We start from the raw sequence: 18,009 nt of genomic DNA, 5'->3' as shown, positions 1-18,009 counted from the left end.
GGGCGGGTCTTCGGACCCGCCCCGCGGCGTATCCATTGCAACACCGCTGGAAGAAGCGGCGTCGTACGTGTGTACAAGTCGTCCAGCCCCGTGTGGGTGATCCTTCCAACGGGGCGCAGAATGCGCCCTCGCGCATGACTACACTTCTCCACATACACGCGTCAGGCCCACAGTGTCGTGCGTCTTCCACGCGGCAAGCCCCTCCACCGCCTGCGGCCGTCGGGACGGCCGTCCGCACTGGACCTGTGAGGACTCACGTGAGCTCGAAACCTGTCGTACTCATCGCTGAAGAGCTGTCGCCCGCCACGGTTGACGCCCTGGGCCCGGACTTCGACATCCGGCACTGCAACGGCGCGGACCGCGCCGAGCTCCTCCCCGCGATCGCCGATGTCGACGCCATCCTGGTGCGTTCCGCCACCAAGGTCGACGCCGAGGCCATCGCCGCCGCGAACAAGCTGAAGGTCGTCGCCCGCGCGGGCGTGGGTCTGGACAACGTCGACGTGTCCGCGGCCACCAAGGCCGGCGTGATGGTCGTCAACGCCCCGACCTCCAACATCGTCACCGCCGCCGAGCTGGCCTGCGGTCTGCTGGTCGCCACCGCGCGCAACATCCCCCAGGCCAACACCGCCCTCAAGAAGGGCGAGTGGAAGCGCTCCAAGTACACCGGCGTCGAGCTGAGCGAGAAGACCCTCGGTGTCGTCGGCCTCGGCCGCATCGGTGTCCTGGTCGCGCAGCGCATGTCGGCCTTCGGCATGAAGATCGTCGCGTACGACCCCTACGTGCAGCCGGCCCGCGCCGCGCAGATGGGCGTCAAGCTCCTCGCGCTGGACGAGCTGCTCGAAGTCTCCGACTTCATCACCGTGCACCTGCCCAAGACCCCCGAGACGCTCGGCCTGATCGGCGACGAGGCGCTGCACAAGGTGAAGCCCTCGGTGCGGATCGTCAACGCCGCGCGCGGTGGCATCGTCGACGAGGAGGCGCTCGCCTCCGCCCTCAAGGAGGGCCGCGTCGCCGGCGCCGGTCTGGACGTGTACACGAAGGAGCCCTGCACGGACTCCCCGCTGTTCCAGTTCGACCAGGTCGTCTGCACCCCGCACCTGGGCGCCTCCACCGACGAGGCCCAGGAGAAGGCGGGCATCGCGGTCGCCAAGTCCGTGCGCCTCGCGCTGGCCGGTGAGCTCGTGCCGGACGCGGTCAACGTCCAGGGCGGCGTCATCGCCGAGGACGTACGTCCCGGGCTGCCCCTCGCCGAGAAGCTCGGCCGTATCTTCACCGCGCTCGCGGGAGAGGTCGCGGCCCGCCTCGACGTCGAGGTGTACGGCGAGATCACCCAGCACGACGTGAAGGTGCTCGAGCTCTCCGCGCTCAAGGGTGTCTTCGAGGACGTCGTCGACGAGACCGTGTCGTACGTCAACGCCCCGCTCTTCGCCCAGGAGCGTGGTGTCGAGGTCCGCCTCACCACCAGCTCCGAGTCGCCGGACCACCGCAATGTGGTGACCGTCCGCGGCACGCTCGCCGACGGTGAGGAGGTCGCGGTCTCCGGCACGCTGGCCGGCCCCAAGCACCTCCAGAAGATCGTCGCGATCGGTGAGCACGACGTGGACCTGGCGCTCGCCGACCACATGGTCGTCCTGAGCTACGAGGACCGTCCCGGCGTCGTCGGCACGGTCGGCAAGATCCTCGGCGAGGCCGGGCTGAACATCGCGGGCATGCAGGTCTCGCGCGCGGCCGCGGGCGGCGAGGCACTGGTCGTGCTCACCGTCGACGACACCGTCCCGCAGACCGTCCTCAGCGAGATCGCCGAGGAGATCGGCGCGACCTCGGCCCGTTCGGTGAACCTCACCGACTGATCCGCCGATTTCTTTTCCAGCCGCACCCGGCGTACGGGCGTCCTGAACGGACGTCTGCATGCCGGGTGCGCTGCTGTCGTGGGGCGCCGTAGGAGTCCGCCCGAAGGCGCCGGGCGCTGCCTGTTGGAGAAGGGGGCCGGGCGGACGACGGCCCGCTCCGTCGCCGCAGGATCTGACGGACGGCCTCAGGACGATCACCGGAAGCCGCCCGGGCACCACTGAGTGCCGGGCCGGTTCCGTCCTCCACGGGCCCGGCCCGGACATGCGTGGACCCGGTCAGACGGAGGGCGGTGGCAGGGCCCGGCACAGCGCCTCCAGCGCCGCGCCGTACGCATGGTCCGGCGGCGTCGCATAGCCCACGACCAGGCCGTCCTCGGCGGGCATCGTGGCGGCCGGGTGCCGGAAGTCGGCGAGCGGGTCCAGCGCGAGCCCCTGCCAGGCCGCGGCCTTGACGGTGGAGCGCTCGGTGCCGGGAGGCAGCCGCAGAACGGCGTGCAGACCTGCCGCGATGCCGGTGGGGGTGATGTGCGGGGCGTGTTCGGAGAGGGCGGCGACCAGTTGGTCGCGGCGGCGCCGGTAGCGCTGCCGCATCCGGCGGATGTGCCGGTCGTAGTGGCCGGACTCGATGAACTCGGCGAGCGCGAGCTGGTCCAGGACGCTCGCCCAGCCCTCGCGTTCGCCCTTGGCGGCCAGTACGGCGTCGACGAGCTGCCCGGGAAGCACCATCCAGCCCAGCCGGACCGCGGGGGAGAGGCTCTTGCTGACGGAGCCGAGGTGGACGACCCGGTCCGGGTCGAGTCCCTGGAGGGCGCCGACCGGTTCACGGTCGTAGCGGAACTCCCCGTCGTAGTCGTCCTCCAGGACCAGTCCGCCGCGGGTGCGCGCCCAGTCGACGGTGGCCGTGCGCCGCTTCGGGTGCAGTGGCCCACCTGTCGGGAACTGGTGGGCCGGGGTGAGCAGCACACTCCGCACGCCCGGCAGACCGGTCAACTCGCCGGTGCGTGCCCCGTGTTCGTCGAGCGCCAGCGGGACCGTACGCACCGAGGCGGCAGCCAGCAGGGAGCGGTGGAAACCGAGCCCGTACGACTCCACCGCCAGCGGTCCGCGCAGCACCCCGCCGCCGAACAGCAGCCGCAGCGCGTGCGCGAAGCCGGAGCAGATCACGATCCGTTCGGGCACACAGCGCACCCCTCGGGCGCGCGCCAGATAGTCGGCCAGCGCCCGGCGCAGCTCGATCCGGCCCTGCGGATCACCGGGCCCGAAGGCGTCGTTCGGTGCCGCGTTCACGGCGCGGCGGGAGGCGGCAAGCCAGGGTGCACGGGGGAAGGAGCCCGCGTCCGGCTGGCCCTGCCGGAGATTGTGCACGGGAGGGGCGGGGCGGGTCGGCGTCCTCTTCGGCACCCGGGCCGGGGCCACCGGGGCAGCGCGGTGCGCGACCCGGGTGCCGGAGCCCTGCCGGGCGGTCAGCCAGCCCTCGGCGACCAGCTCGGCATAGGCGTCGGCGACGGTGTTGCGGGCCAGGCCGAGGTCGGCGGCGAGCGAGCGGTAGGGCGGCAGCCGGGTGCCCGGGGCCAGCCTGCCCTCCCGTACGGCGTCCCGCAGGGCACGGATGAGAACGCTCCGGCGACTGCCGGGACCGGTCAGCTCCAACAGCAGGTCGCTGCCGATCCGCTCCGCCGAATTGACCCATGATTCCGCCATGAAAATGCACCCTACGTGAGGTCGCCCGACTCCGTAGCGTAGTGGTCATGACGAACAACGACGCAGTCACCCCTCGGATCAACTTCGCCAAGGCCGCGCCGAAGGCGTTCAAGGCCCTCATCGGTTTCGACGCCGCCGCCCGCCAGGACCTGGACCCCGCACTCGTCGAGCTGGTCCAGATCAGGTCGTCCCAGCTCAACGGGTGCGCGTACTGCCTCCACATGCACACCACGGACGCCCGCAAGGCCGGTGAGAGCGAGGAGCGGCTGCACATGGTCGCCGTCTGGCCGGAGGCCGCGCACTTCTTCACGGAGAAGGAGCAGGCGGCGCTCGCGCTCACCGAGGCCGTCACCCTGGTCTCCAGGGGTGGCGTCCCGGACGACGTCTACGCCCGCGCGGCCGCCCACTTCGAGGAGACCGAGCTGGCCGGGCTGCTCGCCCTGATCTTCACGATCAACACCTGGAACCGCATCGCGCTGAGCACTGCCAAGGTGGCGGGCACGGACGAGCGGGTGGCGCACTGAGCGCGGCCGGAGCTCAGAGCCGGGCACCCTTCAGCGCCATGTGCAGCAGCAGCCGGTCCTCGCCGTCGTTGAGGTCCAGGCCGGTGAGCTGCTCGACCCGGGACAGCCGGTAGTAGAGCGTCTGACGGTGGATGCCCAGCTCGGCCGCCGTCCGGCTCGCCTGGCCCGCGCAGTCGAGGAACACCTCGGCGGTGCGGGCCAGCTCCGCGTGGGGCGGGGTGAGCAGCGTCCGGACGGTGAGGTCCGGGGCGGTGTCGGTGGCCGGCGGGAGGGCGGTCAGCAGACGGTACGGGCCGATGGCGGACCATTCGGCGACCGGGCCGAGGCGGGACTCCGCGGCCGCCGCGCGGGCTGCGGCCGCGGCCTCGTGCCAGGCCGCGGCCAGCTCCGGCAGGCCTCGGCGGGGGACTCCGATTCCGGCGGTCGCCGTGCGGCCGGCGGCGGTCCGCAGCCGGTCCGCGGCCGTGACAGCCGGGTCGAGCACGTCGGATGAGCGCAGCCGGACCAGCGCTGCCAGCGACAGGGTGCCCGCTCGCGCCGGCGACGGGACGGTGGACAGCGCCGCAGCCGACGGCACCGTACGGGCCGATGGCATCTCGTCCGGCCACGGCGTCACACAGACCACCGTGTGCAGGCCGTCCGCGTCCGGGCCCAGCGCCTCCCGGAGCGCGGCGACCGCCATGTCGCGCTGCCAGCCCCGCCCGGCGGTGAGCACCGCGCCGAACTCCCGTGACAGGTCCGTGCCGGCCCGTGCCTCCTCGGAGAGCAGCGCCCCGATCCGCGCCGCCACGTCCATCGCCGCGGTCAGCTGTTCGTCGGTCGGCCCGGGGTCCGCGTCGAGCAGCCATACGTAACCGAGCACGACACCCCGATGGCGTACCGGCAGACAGATCCGGCCCCGGAACACACCCGCCTCCGGGGCGGCCGGGATCCGGACCGGGCCGGTGGCGCGGGCGATGCCGAAGCCCTCGAACCACGCGCGGACCGCCGGGGTGGAGCGGCGGGTCAGGATCGACCGGGTACGGACCGGGTCCATCGCCGTGTCGTCGTCGCTGTCGTGCGCCCCGAAGGCGACCAGACCGAAGTCCCGGTCCTCCAGCGTGGCGGGGACGCCGAGCAGCGCGGAGATCTCGTCGACCAGCTCCTGGTAATCGCCCTTCACCCGGCCATTCTCGCACCCCCTTCAGACATATGTCTGAGATCCAGTGCACGGATGCGTGACAGCTGTCGATGGCACAGGATCGGCGAGATCCTTAGATTTCACGGTGGTTCTCCGTGCTGTACCGGTCTGATTCAGTTCCTGCCGATACGGCCCCCGTACATACCTTTCCGTTGGAGGTGCCCCGTGCTGGCTCCCGTGATTCTCGCTGCGTCGCGCAGTGACAAGATGCGCCGATTCATTTCGGCCGCCCCGGGGACCAAGCAGGTCGTCGACCGGTTCATCGCCGGCGAGACGGTCGAGCAGGTCGTCCCGATCATCAAGGACGCCACCGGGAAGGGCCTGGAGGTCACCCTCGACGTCGTGGGCGAGGACATCACCACGCCGGAGCAGGCCACCGCCGCGCGCGACGCCTACCTGGAGCTGATCGACCGCCTGAAGGACCTCGGCCTGGGCACCAGGGCCGAGATGTCCGTCAAGCTGTCGATGTTCGGCCAGGCGCTGGAGGGCGGCCACGAGATGGCGCTCGCCAATGTGCGCCCCGTCGTCGAGGCCGCCGCGGCGATCGGCACCACGGTCACCCTGGACGCCGAGGACCACACCACCCTCGACTCGATGTTCGCCATCCACGAGGAGCTGCGGAAGGACTACCCGCAGACCGGCTGTGTCATCCAGGCGTACCTGTTCCGCACCGAGGAGGACGCCCGCCGCCTCGCCGCCGCAGGCAGCCGCGTCCGCATCGTGAAGGGCGCCTACAAGGAGCCCGCCTCCGTCGCGTACCAGGACAAGGCCGAGATCGACAAGGCGTACGTCCGCATCCTGAAGGTCCTGATGGACGGCGAGGGCTACCCGATGATCGGGTCCCACGACCCGCGGCTGATTGCCATCAGCCAGGAGCTGGCACGCAAGGCCGGGCGCAAACTGGATGAGTACGAGTTCCAGATGCTGTACGGGATCCGCAGCGACGAGCACGTCCGGCTCGCCGCCGAGGGGCACCGGATGCGCGTCTACACCGCGTACGGCACCGACTGGTACGGCTACTTCATGCGCCGCCTCGCGGAGAAGCCGGCCAACCTGCTGTTCTTCGCCCGTTCCATCCTCACCAAGGGCTGACCCGCCCGCCCCGCTGCCCCCCACCCCGCTGAAGCAAGGAGACAAGGCACTCATGGACGCTGTGACCCAGGTCCCCGCGCCGGTCAACGAGCCGGTCCACTCCTACGCCCCGGGTTCCCCGGAGCGTGCCCGCCTGGAGGTGAAGCTCAAGGAGCTCGCCGAGAACCCGATCGACCTGCCGATGACCATCGGCGGCGAGAAGCGGATGGGCGGCGGCGAGCGCTTCGACGTCGTGCAGCCGCACAACCACAAGGCCGTCATCGGTACCTTCGCCGGCGCCACCGAGCAGGACGCCCAGGACGCGATCGACGCCGCCCTCGCCGCCGCCCCGGCGTGGCGTGCGATGTCCTTCGACGACCGCGCCGCGATCATCCTGCGCGCCGCCGAGCTGCTGTCCGGCCCCTGGCGCGAGACGCTGGCCGCGTCCACGATGCTCGGCCAGTCGAAGACCGCCCAGCAGGCCGAGATCGACACCCCCTGTGAGCTCGTCGACTTCTGGCGCTTCAACGTGCACTACGCGCGCCAGATCCTCGCCGAGCAGCCCCCGGCCAACTCGCCGGGCGTGTGGAACCGCATGGACCACCGCCCGCTGGAGGGCTTCGTCTACGCGATCACGCCGTTCAACTTCACGGCCATCGCGGGCAACCTGCCCACCGCCCCCGCCCTCATGGGCAACGTCGTCGTGTGGAAGCCGTCCCCGACGCAGACCCACTCCGCGGTGCTGCTGATGCAGCTCCTGGAGGAGGCCGGTCTGCCCAAGGGCGTCATCAACCTGGTGACCGGCGACGGAATCGCCGTCTCCGAGGTTGCCCTGAACCACCGGGACCTGGCCGGTATCCACTTCACCGGCTCGACCCCGACCTTCCAGCACCTGTGGAAGACGGTCGGCAACAACATCGCCAACTACCGCACCTACCCGCGGCTCGTCGGCGAGACCGGTGGCAAGGACTTCGTCGTCGCCCACCCGTCGGCCGACCACGCGGTCCTGAAGACCGCGCTGACCCGTGGCTCCTTCGAGTTCCAGGGCCAGAAGTGCTCGGCCTCGTCCCGCGCGTACGTCCCGGCCTCCATCTGGAACTCCGGTTTCAAGGAGAAGTTCGCGGCCGAGGTCGACTCCATCACCATGGGTGACGTCACCGACCTGTCGAACTTCATCGGTGCCGTCATCGACGAGCGCTCGTTCGCCAAGAACAAGGCCGCGATCGACCGTGCCAAGTCCGACCCGTCCTGCACGATCATCGCGGGCGGTACGTACGACGACTCCGTGGGCTACTTCGTCCGCCCGACCGTCATCGTGTGCAGCGACCCGGAGAACGAGGTCTTCACGACCGAGTACTTCGGCCCGATCCTCGCCGTGCACGTCTACGAGGACGACACGTACGACGAGATGCTGGAGCAGATGGAGTCGGTCTCCGACTACGCGCTGACCGGTTCCGTCATCGCGAACGACCGTGCCGCGGCCGCGCACACGATGGAGAAGCTGCGGTACGCCGCGGGCAACTTCTACATCAACGACAAGTCGACCGGTGCCGTCGTCGGCCAGCAGCCCTTCGGTGGCGGCCGTGCCTCGGGTACGAACGACAAGGCGGGCGCGCCGCAGAACCTGCAGCGCTGGACGCTGACCCGCGCCATCAAGGAGACGCTGGTCCCGCCGACCGACTACACCTACCCCCACCAGGGCTGACGCCCCTCGGGGCGCCGCACCCCGGCGCCCCGCCATGATTCCCGCCTCCCGCCCGGTTCCCCTGCCGGCCGGGAGGCGGTTTCCATTTCGGCCCCTCCGGCATACGGCCGCTCAGTACAGGAACCGCTTCACCACCGCGTCGCCCGAATCCGCGGCCCGCTCGTAGAAGTCCAGCACCCGCCGGTAGTGGTGGGCGAAGACATCGCGGATCTCGGGCTCCGGCAGGCCCCAGTGCGCGGCAACGCCATCGGCGGCCGCGCGCCACAGCTCGTCGAACGGATGGGTGCGGAGGAATTCCGCAGCCTCCCGGACCTCCCCGGCCTCCAGAGTCACCGACGGTGCCTCGATCCCTGCCGGGTCCTCATGAATGGCCCCGCCGAAGACCGGGAGCTCGCAACTGCCGTGGCCGGGCGGCGCGGTGAGGCACAGCTTGTGCACCTCGGAGAAATCCTTGGAGATGTTCAGATCCGTCTCCAAGCGGTCGAGCTCGTCGTCCGTGTCCGCGAAGACCGCCGCCACCCCGGCGAAGTTCTGCGGCAGCCCGGTTGCCGGAACGGCCCGTGCCTGCATGCTGAAGCTCATCGCTGTCCCCTCCCGCCGGGCCGCCGCACGCGGCCCCTGTCCCGTCCGTGAACAGTAGGGGTGCCCACTGACAACGGCGCGCGGTTGCCGGTGGGCGAGCCCGGTGGGCGGTCCGGCCCCCGCTACCGGTCGCAGGAGGTGCGGCCCGGGGACCAACGGCAGGCGACCGCGGCGAAGCCGCCGTCGGAAATGATTTCCACCGACAGAGTGTCCCCGCCCCGCACCGTGCGGGCCGTGCGGACCAGCCCGTTCGGCCCGTCCGTCACCGTCTCCACCAGCCACCGGCCGGACCCGATCCGCAGCGGCACCTCGGCGGTGTGCGCCGCGCCCGCGTACGTACCGCCGATGAACCAGCGGCTGCCGCTGCGGCGGGCCAGGACCGCGCTGCTCCCGGGCTCACCGGCCAGCAGCCGGGTGTCGTCCCAGGCATCCGGAAGCTGCTCCAGGAAGTGCCGCGCCTCCGGACGGGCATCGTAGGACTCGGGGGTGCCGGCCAGGTTCTGGACGCCGGACTCGTAGAGCACTGACAGGCCCAACTCGCTTGCGTCGGAGGCGGCGTTGGGCCGGTTGGGACGGTGGAAGGCGCCGGGTGTGAAGTCCATGGAACCGATCACGTTCCGGGTGAAGGGGAGCGTGGTCAGGTGCTGGGCCGTGTTGGTCTTCTTCTCCTCACCGTTGACGCCCTCCAGCGACATGACGTGCGGCCAGGTGCGCTGGATGCCCTTGGGGATCGTGGAACCGTGGAAGTTGACGAGGAGGTGATGGGCCGCGGTCTCGGGCAGGATCTTGTCGTACCACCGGAATGTCTCCTGCGCCTCCGAGTCCATGAAGTCGATCTTCACCCCCTTGACGCCCCACTTCTCGAGCGTGGGCAGCCACTGGGCCCGCTCCTCGGCGGTGTCCAGGTCGCGGTGGTGGATCCAGACCTGGATTCCGACGCCGCGCTCCCTGCCGTAGCGCACCAGCTCCGGGATCCAGCTGTGGGTCTGCCAGTCGGGGTCGGTGACGTCCCACTGTGCGGGGTCGAAGTACCAGCCCGCGTCGACGACGGTGTACGGCCAGTGGCGGGCGGCCGCGTAGTCGACGTATCCCTTCTGCATCTCCAGACTCTGCCCCGCCGGACGACCGCCCGCGAGCCAGGTCCACAGGGCCCGGCCGGGCCTGATCCACGAGGTGTCACGGACCTTGGACGCCGGGGCGAGGTCGTCGGTGAACGTCGACCCGGTGATGGTCGCCAGGTCGCCGGTGACCACGGCGCGCCACGGGGTGGTGAGCGCACCGGCCGTCTGCACCTGCGCGTCCCAGAGCTTGACGCGGTAGGTGGAGGAGCCTGCGTCATGGGTCAGCCGGGCCCCTGAGTAGCCGCCGGTGAGATCGGACTCGGCCACCAGGGCATAGCTGTTTCCGGCACGGAAGAGTGCCTGCATCATGTACTCGCCGGCCGGGGCGCCGGACGTGGTGTACCCGTTGAAGAGGTTCTCGTTGTCCTTGCGGTAGGCGCCGAGCCAGGCGGAGGAACCCTCGGGCAGGGTGAACGCCGAGGTCTCGTGCAGAACGTCTCCGGTGTCGCCCGGCAGGTCGTACCGGTACGCGACCCCGTCGGCCGAAGCCCGCACGACCACGTCGAGCCGGTCGCCCGCCCCGGTGCGGAAGCGGAAGCGTGCCTCACGCATGTGTACGGTGCGCTTGCGCGTCTTGCCCGCTGCGGTTCGGTACTGCTCGTCGACCGGGCGGTCACTGCGGCCGAGGAACGACAGTCCGGCGGAGAAGTCGGCCCGCTCGGTGACGATGCCGACGGGTGAGGGGGCCAGCACGGTGGCACCGGCACGGGAGACGGACAGGTCCAGTGCCCCGCTCGCCCGGTCCAGTCGCAGTTCGGCGGTGGGTCCGCCGGGTCTGTCCCGTACCGTCCATCCGGTCTCCTCGGCGTGCGCGTCGACGGCGAGGAGCAACGTCGACGCGAGGGCGCCGCAGAGGACGACCGACAGTGCCCTGATCCGGTTCCGCAATAACACGGGTCCTCCCCCAGTTCACAGTTCATATGACAGATCAGTGATCCGATGGCTGGGAGAATGGAGGCCTATTGATGGACCGTCAAGGGCTCTGACGGGTAATACGTCGGATCACTCATGCGAGCGGCAGAGCAGGGTCCAGGATCTCCTACTGTGTCACCGTTCAGTTCCAGCCGTGCACGATGAGCGGGAGTCCGGTCGCGAACTCACCGTCGAGCAGCACCGGACACCGCCCGTCCGGGTACCGGGGCCCGAGAGCGCAGAGGCCGTTCATGGGGCCAACTCTCTTTCGGCGCGGAACTCTTCGACACGTGGCAGCTGCTCACATGCGTCCCGAGTACCCGGTGGCGCGGGTGGCTGCGAGGCTGGGGGACATGACTGAGCCGCTGTGGCACATCGCGCACACCTACGAGCTGACCCCGACCGCCCGCGACGGGATCCGCGCCTTCCTCGACACCGCTTTCGAGGGCGCCTTCAGCGACGACGACTGGGACCACACCCTGGGCGGCATCCACGCCTACGCGCGTGACAACAGTGGTCTCCTGGCCCACGGCAGCGTCGTCCAGCGCCGGGTGATACACGCCCACCGCTCGTACCGCATCGGCTATGTCGAGGGCGTGGCCGTCCGCGCCGACCGGCGCCGCGAGGGGCTCGGCGGCCGGGTGATGGCCGCGCTGGAACGCGTCATCGACGGTGCGTACACGTTCGGCGCGCTGTCCGCCTCCGCCACCGGGGCCGGCCTGTACGCGGCGCGTGGCTGGCAGGTGTGGCAGGGGCGGATCGGCGTGCAGCGGCTGAGCCGGGTGGAGCTGCTGCCGGACGAGGAGGGCAGCACGTACGTCAGGGCGGCGGGCAGCCGCCCACTGCCCTCGCCGTCCAGGAAGCTGATCTTCGACTGGCGCGACGGCGACGTGCTCTGATCCCTACAGGGTCCCCGCGTCCCGCGCCGTCCACACCGACGGATACAGCGGCCGGAAGCCCAGCTCGTCCCTGGCGCGCAGCGTCGACGTGATTCCGTACCACGGGTCGGGGTCGACCCGGTCCGCCGACTCGGCCGGCAGCGCGACCCCGTTGAGCTGGTGCAGCTCCACCGCCGTCAACGGGGCGTCGTCCGAGAAGTTGTAGCGGCGACCTGCCGGGCCCGGTGCGTACAGCAGCCGCAGCAGTCCCTGCGCGACATCAGCGTGGTGCACCATCGCGAGCCGCTGCGTGGCCGCCCACTGCCCGGCCCAGGCCATCGACTGCGCGAGGTGCGGGTCGCCCTCGCCGTACACAAAGGCCAGGACGGCGATCCGGACATCGAGCCCGTGGTCGCGGTGGAGCGCGAGCAGGCCCTCCTCGGCCGCCACCTTGGACTCGGTGTACGCACCCCACAGCGGCCCGCCCGGCACCGGGGCGTCGTCCTCCGTCAGCGGCCTGCCGCGCCCCGCGCCGTACGCGAGGTTCGTGCCCACCTGCACGAACCGTTGCGTGCCCGCCTCCACGGCCGCCCGGCCCAGGGTCAGCGCAGCGGCATGGTTGACCGCCCATGCCTCCTCGTCAGGCACCCCGCGGAACGCCGCCGCGATGTTCACCACCGCGTCCGTTCCGGCCAGCGCCTTCCGTACGTCCTCCGGGTCCCGGAGGTCACCGACGACGACCTCGGCCCCCAGCGCGGCGAGGGGTGCACCCCGCTCCTCGTCCCGCACGATCACCCGCACCATGTCACCGGGGGCGGCCCGCCGCAGCAGCCGCGGTACGAAACGCCGGCCGACCTGTCCCGTGGCTCCCGTCGCCAGAATCAGCATCATCGGTTCCTCTCGTCGCTTCCGATGTCCATCACCCTGCGACGGGCCGCCGGCCGGCGGGAGAGACGGGGCTATCCGACCCAGCATGTGCGCCCCGGGCTGTTGATGGTCCTCGACCGACTGCACGACGCACCCGCCCAGGTCCTGAGCGACCGCGGCGAGGTCCTCGCCCAGAACGCCATGGCCGTGGCGCTGACCGGTGAGCACCAGCCGGGGTACAACATCATCCGGTCCTGGTTCACCGCCCCCGAGGGGCGGGCGCTCTTCCCGGCAGAGGACCACGAGGCGCACTCCCGCAGCCATGTCGGCCAGCTCCGCGCGGTGCTCGCCGCCCGCCCCGGTGATGTCGCGCTCATCGCGCTCGTCGATGAACTGCGTGCGGCGAGCGAGGAGTTCGATCTGCTGTGGGCCCAGCATGTCGTCGCCGTGCGGCGTGCCGAGCACAAGCGCTTCGTGCACCCGGTGGTCGGGGAACTGGACCTGGAATGCGAGGCGCTGCTCAGCGCCGACCACGGTCAGGTGCTGGTCATCCACACGGCCCGGCCCGGCACGGACGCGTACGAACGGCTGCAACTGCTGCGTGTGGTGGGCCTCCAGGACCTGACCGTCGGGCCGTGACCGGTCAGGACCTGATGCCGAGCGCCTCGCCGTCGACGCCGCCCGGGGCCGGGGTGGCTCTCAGCTGACACGGGTACGGGCGGCCGAGCCCGTTCGGCTGGTTGAAGAACGATTGCCCGCCGGGGTCGCGACGCCCGCCGTCACACCCGCGCCCCGTGCCGGGCCGACCGCGGCGGGCGCCGGGGCGGTCGCCCACGCCCGGCGCATTCTGCGACTGGACCGGTGGGCCGCGCAGGAGTGGATCCCGTCGGCAACGACGGAGGTCGTGTACGACGGAGCGGTGCTCTCGATGGTGTCCCGTGGTCTCGGAATGGCGATCATGCCGCAGCTCTCCCTCGAAGGAGTACCCGGCAACGTCGAGATCACTGATCTCGGACCGGAGCGGCCGACCCGCTCCGTCGGCTGTGTCACCACCCCTGAGCAGGCACAATCCCTTGCTGTCCGGGCTCCGATCCGTGAACTTCGGGCTGCAGGCCGTAAACCCCCGTCTCAGATAGTAGGAAGTCCGAGTAATTGTGGAGACAGACCGGCCGAGCTGTCCTAGCTTTGTAGAAGCCGAACGTCTCGCTAGATCCAGCGACTGGCGGTCGTGAGCGCATGCCCCGTGCAGGCAACCCCTGCGGCATCCGCTCCCCGCCCCTTCCGGCGCCTCGAAATCCCGATCTCGAAATCACGCTCACGTTTTTTCGATCTCGAAATCCTCGCGATCTCAAGGAGTCGATCCATCATGGCCGAGACGACTGTCCGCCGCGTCCGACACACCCACCGCCCGACCGAGTCGGAGCGCCAGAATGCCGCCGCCGCCCTGCAGCGAGCCCTCGACCGCAGGGACAACGGCGGCTCCACCGGCCACTGAGGCCGGTCCGTCCGGCAGTGCTCAGCCGCGGCTGATCTCGAAGTGGTCGATGCGCTCGCCCGACTCGGCGAGCGCGGTGACCTTCATCCGGGCATGCGGCCCGGGCTGGACCTCTACCGCGAGGAACGAGAAGCCGGTGTAGCGCACCCGTGACCACTCCACGGTCTCCGTCGCCCTGTCGCCGCCCTTGACCACGTGGTACGTGTCCACGCTCTCCTGGTCCTCGATGTGCCCCTCGTACGTGTCGGGCGCCGGGAAGTTGTACAGCGCCTTGCCCGCGCCGCCCGCCGTGACGTACACGATGCCGTCCCGCGTCGGGTCGGTGTGCTCGCCGATCGGCACCTTCCGTGCGACCGCGTTCTTCAGTATCGCGTCGGTGCGCTCGTACACGTGGTTGTGGCCGTTGATGACGAGGTCCACCTGGTGCTTCTCGAAGAGGGGCACCCAGGCGTCCCGCACACCGCCGTCCGACGCGTGCGCATTGGTCGTCGAGAAGGCGCAGTGATGGAAGAAGACCACGAGGAAGTCGATGTCGTGGCGGGCCCTCAGCTCGCCGAGGCGCCGGTCGAGCCAACGGGTCTGCTTGCCGTCGCTGATCCCGAAGTTGGCGGGGATCTCGTACGAGACGTCGTTGGCGTCGAGCGCGACCACGCCCACGTCGCCGTGCACGAACGAGTAGGCGCCGGGCTGGCCCGCCGGGTCGGGGCCGTTGTCCGGCAGCGACCAGCGGGCGTTCTGGCCGCCGTACCCATCGGGCGAGTACCACGCCTCCATGTCGTGGTTGCCGGTGGTCACCATCCACGGCACGGTCTTCGAGACGGTCTCCGTCTGTGCCAGGAACTGGTCCCAGGTGCGGGCGTCGTACGTGTCGGTCGTCCGGCCGGAGCCGGACGGGTCGGCGTAGCAGATGTCGCCCGCGTGCAGGTGGAAGGCCGGGTTCTGACCGAGGATCAGCTGGTCGTTGCCGAGGGCGTGGTAGCTGACGCCCTGGTCACCGAAGGCGGTGAAGGTGAAGGACTCGGCGCGCGAAGGTGCGGTGGTGAAGGTGCCGAGCGTGCCCAGATTGCGGGTGTCCGCCGGGTCGAAACCGTCGTGGCCGACGCCGTAGTAGTACGTCGTGCCGGGCTGCAGCCGGTCGAGGCCCGCGTGTACGTAGAACTGCTCGGCGGCCGCGATCCTGCCGTCGTTCAGCAGCGGGGTGGTCAGGTGCCGCACCTCGGCGTCGATCTTGCGGCTCAGCGCCCACGGCTTGAGGCCGATGCGGATGTACGGGCGCCGGACAGCGAACGGGACCTGCCAGGAGACCCGCATCTGCGTCTTCGGGTCGGCGCCGTACGCGAGATGCCGCCCGAACGGTGCGACCAGTGAGCCGTCCACCTGGGTGGAGGTGCGCGAGGTGAGCACAGTGGGTGCGGCGGAGGCGGGCGAGGCCGCGAGCCCGGTGCCCAGACCGGCACCGGCGACGGCCGCGGTCGCCACGCCGGTGCGCAGCGCGCCGCGCCGGGTCAGCCGGGTGCGCAGACAGTCGTGCTGCTCCGCCATGGTCATGCGGTCGGCGAGCTTCTCGGGGATGCCGAAACGAGGGATGTCCATGGCCAGAACATCCACCCGTGTGCCGACGCCGCCCCATCGGATGAGTGAACGACACACGTACACCATCCCATGTGTCCGTATAGTGGACGTGAAATGTCACAAGGTGGGACGAGCAGTAGGCTGCCGACATGACTCGCAGCATCAATCTCGCAGTGGTCCCCGGTGACGGTATCGGCCAGGAGGTCGTGGCTCAGGGCCTCAAGGTCCTCAACGCCGTTCTCCCGCAGGATGTGAAGCTGGAGACCAAGGAATTCGACTTCGGCGCCAAGCGTTACCACGCGACCGGTGAGACCCTCACCGACGCCGATGTCCAGGCGCTCAAGCAGCACGACGCTATCCTGCTCGGCGCGATCGGTGACCCCTCGGTCCCGTCGGGCGTCCTGGAGCGCGGCTTTCTGCTGAAGCTCCGTTTCCTCTTCGACCACCATGTGAACCTGCGGCCGTCGAAGCTCCTCCCGGGTGTCGCGACCCCGCTCAAGGGGCAGCCGGAGATCGACTTCGTCGTGGTCCGTGAGGGCACCGAGGGTCCGTACACCGGCAATGGCGGCTCGATCCGCACCGGCACCCCGCACGAGGTCGCCACCGAGGTCTCGGTCAACACCGCCTTCGGTGTCGAGCGTGTGGTCCGTGACGCCTTCGCCCGCGCCCAGGCCCGCCCGCGCAAGAAGCTGACGCTGGTCCACAAGAACAACGTGCTGACCTACGCCGGGCACCTGTGGACCAACATCTTCAACAAGGTCGCGGCCGAGTTCCCGGACGTCACCACCGACTACCTGCACGTGGACGCGGCGACGATCTTCCTCGTCACGCAGCCCGAGCGCTTCGACGTGATCGTCACCGACAACCTCTTCGGCGACATCATCACCGACCTCGCCGCGGCCGTCTCCGGCGGCATCGGCGTCGCGGCCTCGGGGAACATCAACCCGAGCGGCGAGTTCCCCTCGATGTTCGAGCCGGTCCATGGCTCCGCCCCGGACATCGCGGGGCAGGGCAAGGCCGACCCCACGGCCGCGGTGCTCTCCGTCGCCCTCCTGCTGCGCCACCTGGGCTACGAGGCCGAGGCTGCGCGCATCGAGGAGGCCGTCTCCGCCGACCTCGCGGAGCGCGGCGACACCCCTCGTACGACCTCGGAAATCGGTGACGCGCTCGCGGTACGCGTAGCGAGCTGACCCGACGACTCCATTTCGAAGCCGCCGGGTCCCCACCTCACCCGGCGGCTTCTCCTGTGTGGTCCCGGGTGCAACCATCGAACCCTGGACCGCATTCACGTCATTTCGTGCACGGGTCCCCGCGAGAGATAATCGAACGGGCCGTGGCTTGCGGTAAAGCTCGGACGTCCCAGCACCTGTCTGACAGGAGTCGGCGTGAGCGCGGTCCATCACACACAAAACCGGTGAAGGACACGCACTCATGACGACGCCCACGATCGAGCTCAAGCCCTCTTCGACCCCGCTGTCCGACGCGGAGCGCGAGGCGATCCTGGCCAACCCCGGATTCGGCCGCTACTTCACCGATCACATGGTGATCATCAAGTGGACCGAAGGCCGCGGCTGGCACGACGGCCAGCTCGTTCCCTACGGCCCGCTCTCGATCGATCCCGCCACCAACGTCCTGCACTACGCGCAGGAGATCTTCGAGGGGCTCAAGGCCTACCGCCAGCCCGACGGCTCGGTGGCCAGCTTCCGCCCCGAGGCCAACGCCAAGCGCTTCCAGCGTTCCGCACACCGGCTCGCCATGCCGGAGCTCCCGGTCGAGACGTTCATCGAGGCGTGCGACGCGCTGGTCCAGCAGGACAAGGCATGGGTTCCGGCCCACGGCGGCGAGGAGTCGCTCTACCTGCGCCCGTTCATGATCGCGTCCGAGGTCGGCCTCGGTGTGAAGCCCGCCAACGAGTACCTCTTCATCGTCATCGCCTCGCCGGCCGGCGCGTACTTCGCCGGTGGCGTCAAGCCGGTCTCGATCTGGCTCTCCGAGGACCGTGTCCGCGCCGTCCCCGGTGGCATGGGCGACGCCAAGACCGGCGGCAACTACGCGGCATCCCTCCTCGCCCAGGCCGAGGCGTCCGCGAAGGGCTGCGACCAGGTCGCCTATCTCGACGCCGTGGAGCACAAGTGGGTCGAGGAACTCGGCGGCATGAACCTGTACTTCGTGTACGGGGACAAGATCATCACCCCGTCCCTGACCGGTTCCCTGCTCGCCGGCGTCACCCGTGACTCGCTGCTCCAGGTCGCCCGCGACCTCGGCTACGAGTCCGAGGAGGGCCGCGTCTCCATCGACCAGTGGCGCGCCGACACCGAGAACGGCACCCTCACCGAGGTCTTCGCCTGCGGCACCGCCGCCGTCATCACCCCCGTCGGCATCGTCAAGTCCGCGGGCGGCGAGTGGACCCAGAGCGAGGGCCGGCCCGGCGAGGTCACGCTCAAGCTGCGCGAGCGCCTGCTGGACATCCAGCGCGGCGTCGCGCAGGACACGCACGGCTGGATGCACCCGCTCGGCTGAGCCACGGCCCCGTACGGCGACGTCCCGTACC

Annotated in this window: 16 protein-coding genes; 10 read left to right on the top strand and 6 right to left on the bottom strand. The window is 70.3% G+C overall.

What is annotated here, in order from left to right; all coding sequences use genetic code 11:
• Positions 1-257: 257 nt before the first annotated feature.
• The gene (gene serA, locus ACFU6I_RS43500; RefSeq protein WP_384378532.1) at positions 258-1,850 is read left to right on the top strand and encodes a phosphoglycerate dehydrogenase; all 1,593 of its coding nucleotides are present in this window, start codon (positions 258-260) and stop codon (positions 1,848-1,850) included.
• A 276-nt stretch (positions 1,851-2,126) separates the two neighbouring features.
• On the opposite strand, the gene ACFU6I_RS43495 is transcribed toward serA, so the two are convergent.
• Positions 2,127-3,551, bottom strand: coding sequence for a PLP-dependent aminotransferase family protein (locus tag ACFU6I_RS43495; RefSeq protein ID WP_384378529.1), 1,425 nt, complete (start codon positions 3,549-3,551; stop codon positions 2,127-2,129).
• A gap of 47 nt (positions 3,552-3,598) precedes the next feature.
• Between ACFU6I_RS43495 and ACFU6I_RS43490 the strand changes: the two genes are divergently transcribed.
• Positions 3,599-4,075, top strand: coding sequence for a carboxymuconolactone decarboxylase family protein (locus ACFU6I_RS43490; protein ID WP_384378526.1), 477 nt, complete (start codon positions 3,599-3,601; stop codon positions 4,073-4,075).
• A gap of 13 nt (positions 4,076-4,088) precedes the next feature.
• On the opposite strand, the gene ACFU6I_RS43485 is transcribed toward ACFU6I_RS43490, so the two are convergent.
• Positions 4,089-5,237 carry a helix-turn-helix domain-containing protein gene (locus tag ACFU6I_RS43485; RefSeq protein WP_345510174.1) on the bottom strand — a complete coding sequence of 383 codons (1,149 nt, stop codon included), beginning with the start codon at positions 5,235-5,237 and terminating at the stop codon, positions 4,089-4,091.
• Between the two features lie 183 nt (positions 5,238-5,420).
• Here ACFU6I_RS43485 and ACFU6I_RS43480 point away from each other — a divergent pair, with 183 nt between their 5' ends.
• Positions 5,421-6,347: a proline dehydrogenase family protein gene (locus ACFU6I_RS43480; protein WP_384378523.1), complete on the top strand. Its 927-nt coding sequence runs from the start codon at positions 5,421-5,423 to the stop codon at positions 6,345-6,347.
• Between the two features lie 52 nt (positions 6,348-6,399).
• Positions 6,400-8,031, top strand: a complete 1,632-nt coding sequence (gene pruA, locus ACFU6I_RS43475) for an L-glutamate gamma-semialdehyde dehydrogenase (protein ID WP_384378520.1) — start codon at positions 6,400-6,402, stop codon at positions 8,029-8,031.
• A gap of 111 nt (positions 8,032-8,142) precedes the next feature.
• Here the strand turns inward: pruA and ACFU6I_RS43470 are convergent, their stop codons facing one another.
• Together ACFU6I_RS43470 and ACFU6I_RS43465 are read right to left on the bottom strand one after the other, a co-directional pair.
• A complete protein-coding gene (locus ACFU6I_RS43470) occupies positions 8,143-8,613 on the bottom strand; it encodes a DUF1877 family protein (protein WP_384378517.1) in 471 nt (156 codons plus the stop codon).
• A 122-nt stretch (positions 8,614-8,735) separates the two neighbouring features.
• On the bottom strand, positions 8,736-10,628 hold the full coding sequence (locus tag ACFU6I_RS43465) for a glycoside hydrolase family 97 catalytic domain-containing protein (protein WP_384378514.1): 1,893 nt from the start codon (positions 10,626-10,628) through the stop codon (positions 8,736-8,738).
• Between the two features lie 371 nt (positions 10,629-10,999).
• Between ACFU6I_RS43465 and ACFU6I_RS43460 the strand changes: the two genes are divergently transcribed.
• The gene (locus tag ACFU6I_RS43460; RefSeq protein WP_384378511.1) at positions 11,000-11,545 is read left to right on the top strand and encodes a GNAT family N-acetyltransferase; all 546 of its coding nucleotides are present in this window, start codon (positions 11,000-11,002) and stop codon (positions 11,543-11,545) included.
• Between the two features lie 3 nt (positions 11,546-11,548).
• Here ACFU6I_RS43460 and ACFU6I_RS43455 read toward each other — a convergent pair whose 3' ends face one another.
• A complete protein-coding gene (locus ACFU6I_RS43455) occupies positions 11,549-12,412 on the bottom strand; it encodes an NAD-dependent epimerase/dehydratase family protein (RefSeq protein WP_384378538.1) in 864 nt (287 codons plus the stop codon).
• A 24-nt stretch (positions 12,413-12,436) separates the two neighbouring features.
• On the opposite strand from ACFU6I_RS43455, the gene ACFU6I_RS43450 reads away from it, so the two are divergent.
• The 3 genes from ACFU6I_RS43450 (at position 12,437) to ACFU6I_RS43440 (ending at position 13,886) form a co-directional block, all read left to right on the top strand.
• Positions 12,437-13,030, top strand: coding sequence for a transcriptional regulator (locus ACFU6I_RS43450; protein WP_384378508.1), 594 nt, complete (start codon positions 12,437-12,439; stop codon positions 13,028-13,030).
• Positions 13,031-13,295: 265 nt separating this feature from the next.
• On the top strand, positions 13,296-13,574 hold the full coding sequence (locus tag ACFU6I_RS43445; RefSeq protein WP_384378535.1) for a LysR substrate-binding domain-containing protein: 279 nt from the start codon (positions 13,296-13,298) through the stop codon (positions 13,572-13,574).
• A gap of 183 nt (positions 13,575-13,757) precedes the next feature.
• Entirely contained in the window at positions 13,758-13,886 is a 129-nt protein-coding gene (locus tag ACFU6I_RS43440; protein ID WP_093772350.1) for a hypothetical protein, read from the top strand.
• Between the two features lie 21 nt (positions 13,887-13,907).
• Here the strand turns inward: ACFU6I_RS43440 and ACFU6I_RS43435 are convergent, their stop codons facing one another.
• Positions 13,908-15,479, bottom strand: a complete 1,572-nt coding sequence (locus ACFU6I_RS43435; RefSeq protein WP_384378505.1) for a purple acid phosphatase family protein — start codon at positions 15,477-15,479, stop codon at positions 13,908-13,910.
• A 128-nt stretch (positions 15,480-15,607) separates the two neighbouring features.
• Between ACFU6I_RS43435 and ACFU6I_RS43430 the strand changes: the two genes are divergently transcribed.
• Complete coding sequence (locus ACFU6I_RS43430) at positions 15,608-16,648, top strand: 3-isopropylmalate dehydrogenase (RefSeq protein WP_384039655.1); 1,041 nt, start codon at positions 15,608-15,610, stop codon at positions 16,646-16,648.
• 241 nt (positions 16,649-16,889) lie between these two features.
• The gene (locus ACFU6I_RS43425) at positions 16,890-17,978 is read left to right on the top strand and encodes a branched-chain amino acid aminotransferase (protein ID WP_345510164.1); all 1,089 of its coding nucleotides are present in this window, start codon (positions 16,890-16,892) and stop codon (positions 17,976-17,978) included.
• Positions 17,979-18,009 lie beyond the last annotated feature (31 nt).

The sequence above is a fragment of the Streptomyces sp. NPDC057486 genome, assembly GCF_042802415.1.
Classification (GTDB): domain Bacteria; phylum Actinomycetota; class Actinomycetes; order Streptomycetales; family Streptomycetaceae; genus Streptomyces; species Streptomyces yanii.
The sequence above is the reverse complement of the archived record's forward strand: the minus strand, read 5'-3'. Positions and strand labels throughout refer to the sequence as shown.

Bases quoted from the DNA above. Each gene is read 5' to 3' on its own strand.
- ACFU6I_RS43495 (WP_384378529.1), bottom strand. From the start codon at position 3,551: ATGGCGGAATCATGGGTCAATTCGGCGGAGCGGATCGGCAGCGACCTG.
- ACFU6I_RS43455 (WP_384378538.1), bottom strand. From the start codon at position 12,412: ATGCTGATTCTGGCGACGGGAGCCACGGGACAGGTCGGCCGGCGTTTC.
- ACFU6I_RS43470 (WP_384378517.1), bottom strand. From the start codon at position 8,613: ATGAGCTTCAGCATGCAGGCACGGGCCGTTCCGGCAACCGGGCTGCCG.
- pruA (WP_384378520.1), top strand. From the start codon at position 6,400: ATGGACGCTGTGACCCAGGTCCCCGCGCCGGTCAACGAGCCGGTCCAC.
- ACFU6I_RS43430 (WP_384039655.1), top strand. From the start codon at position 15,608: ATGACTCGCAGCATCAATCTCGCAGTGGTCCCCGGTGACGGTATCGGC.
- ACFU6I_RS43425 (WP_345510164.1), top strand. From the start codon at position 16,890: ATGACGACGCCCACGATCGAGCTCAAGCCCTCTTCGACCCCGCTGTCC.
- ACFU6I_RS43435 (WP_384378505.1), bottom strand. From the start codon at position 15,479: ATGGACATCCCTCGTTTCGGCATCCCCGAGAAGCTCGCCGACCGCATG.
- ACFU6I_RS43460 (WP_384378511.1), top strand. From the start codon at position 11,000: ATGACTGAGCCGCTGTGGCACATCGCGCACACCTACGAGCTGACCCCG.
- ACFU6I_RS43490 (WP_384378526.1), top strand. From the start codon at position 3,599: ATGACGAACAACGACGCAGTCACCCCTCGGATCAACTTCGCCAAGGCC.
- ACFU6I_RS43440 (WP_093772350.1), top strand. From the start codon at position 13,758: ATGGCCGAGACGACTGTCCGCCGCGTCCGACACACCCACCGCCCGACC.
- ACFU6I_RS43450 (WP_384378508.1), top strand. From the start codon at position 12,437: ATGTCCATCACCCTGCGACGGGCCGCCGGCCGGCGGGAGAGACGGGGC.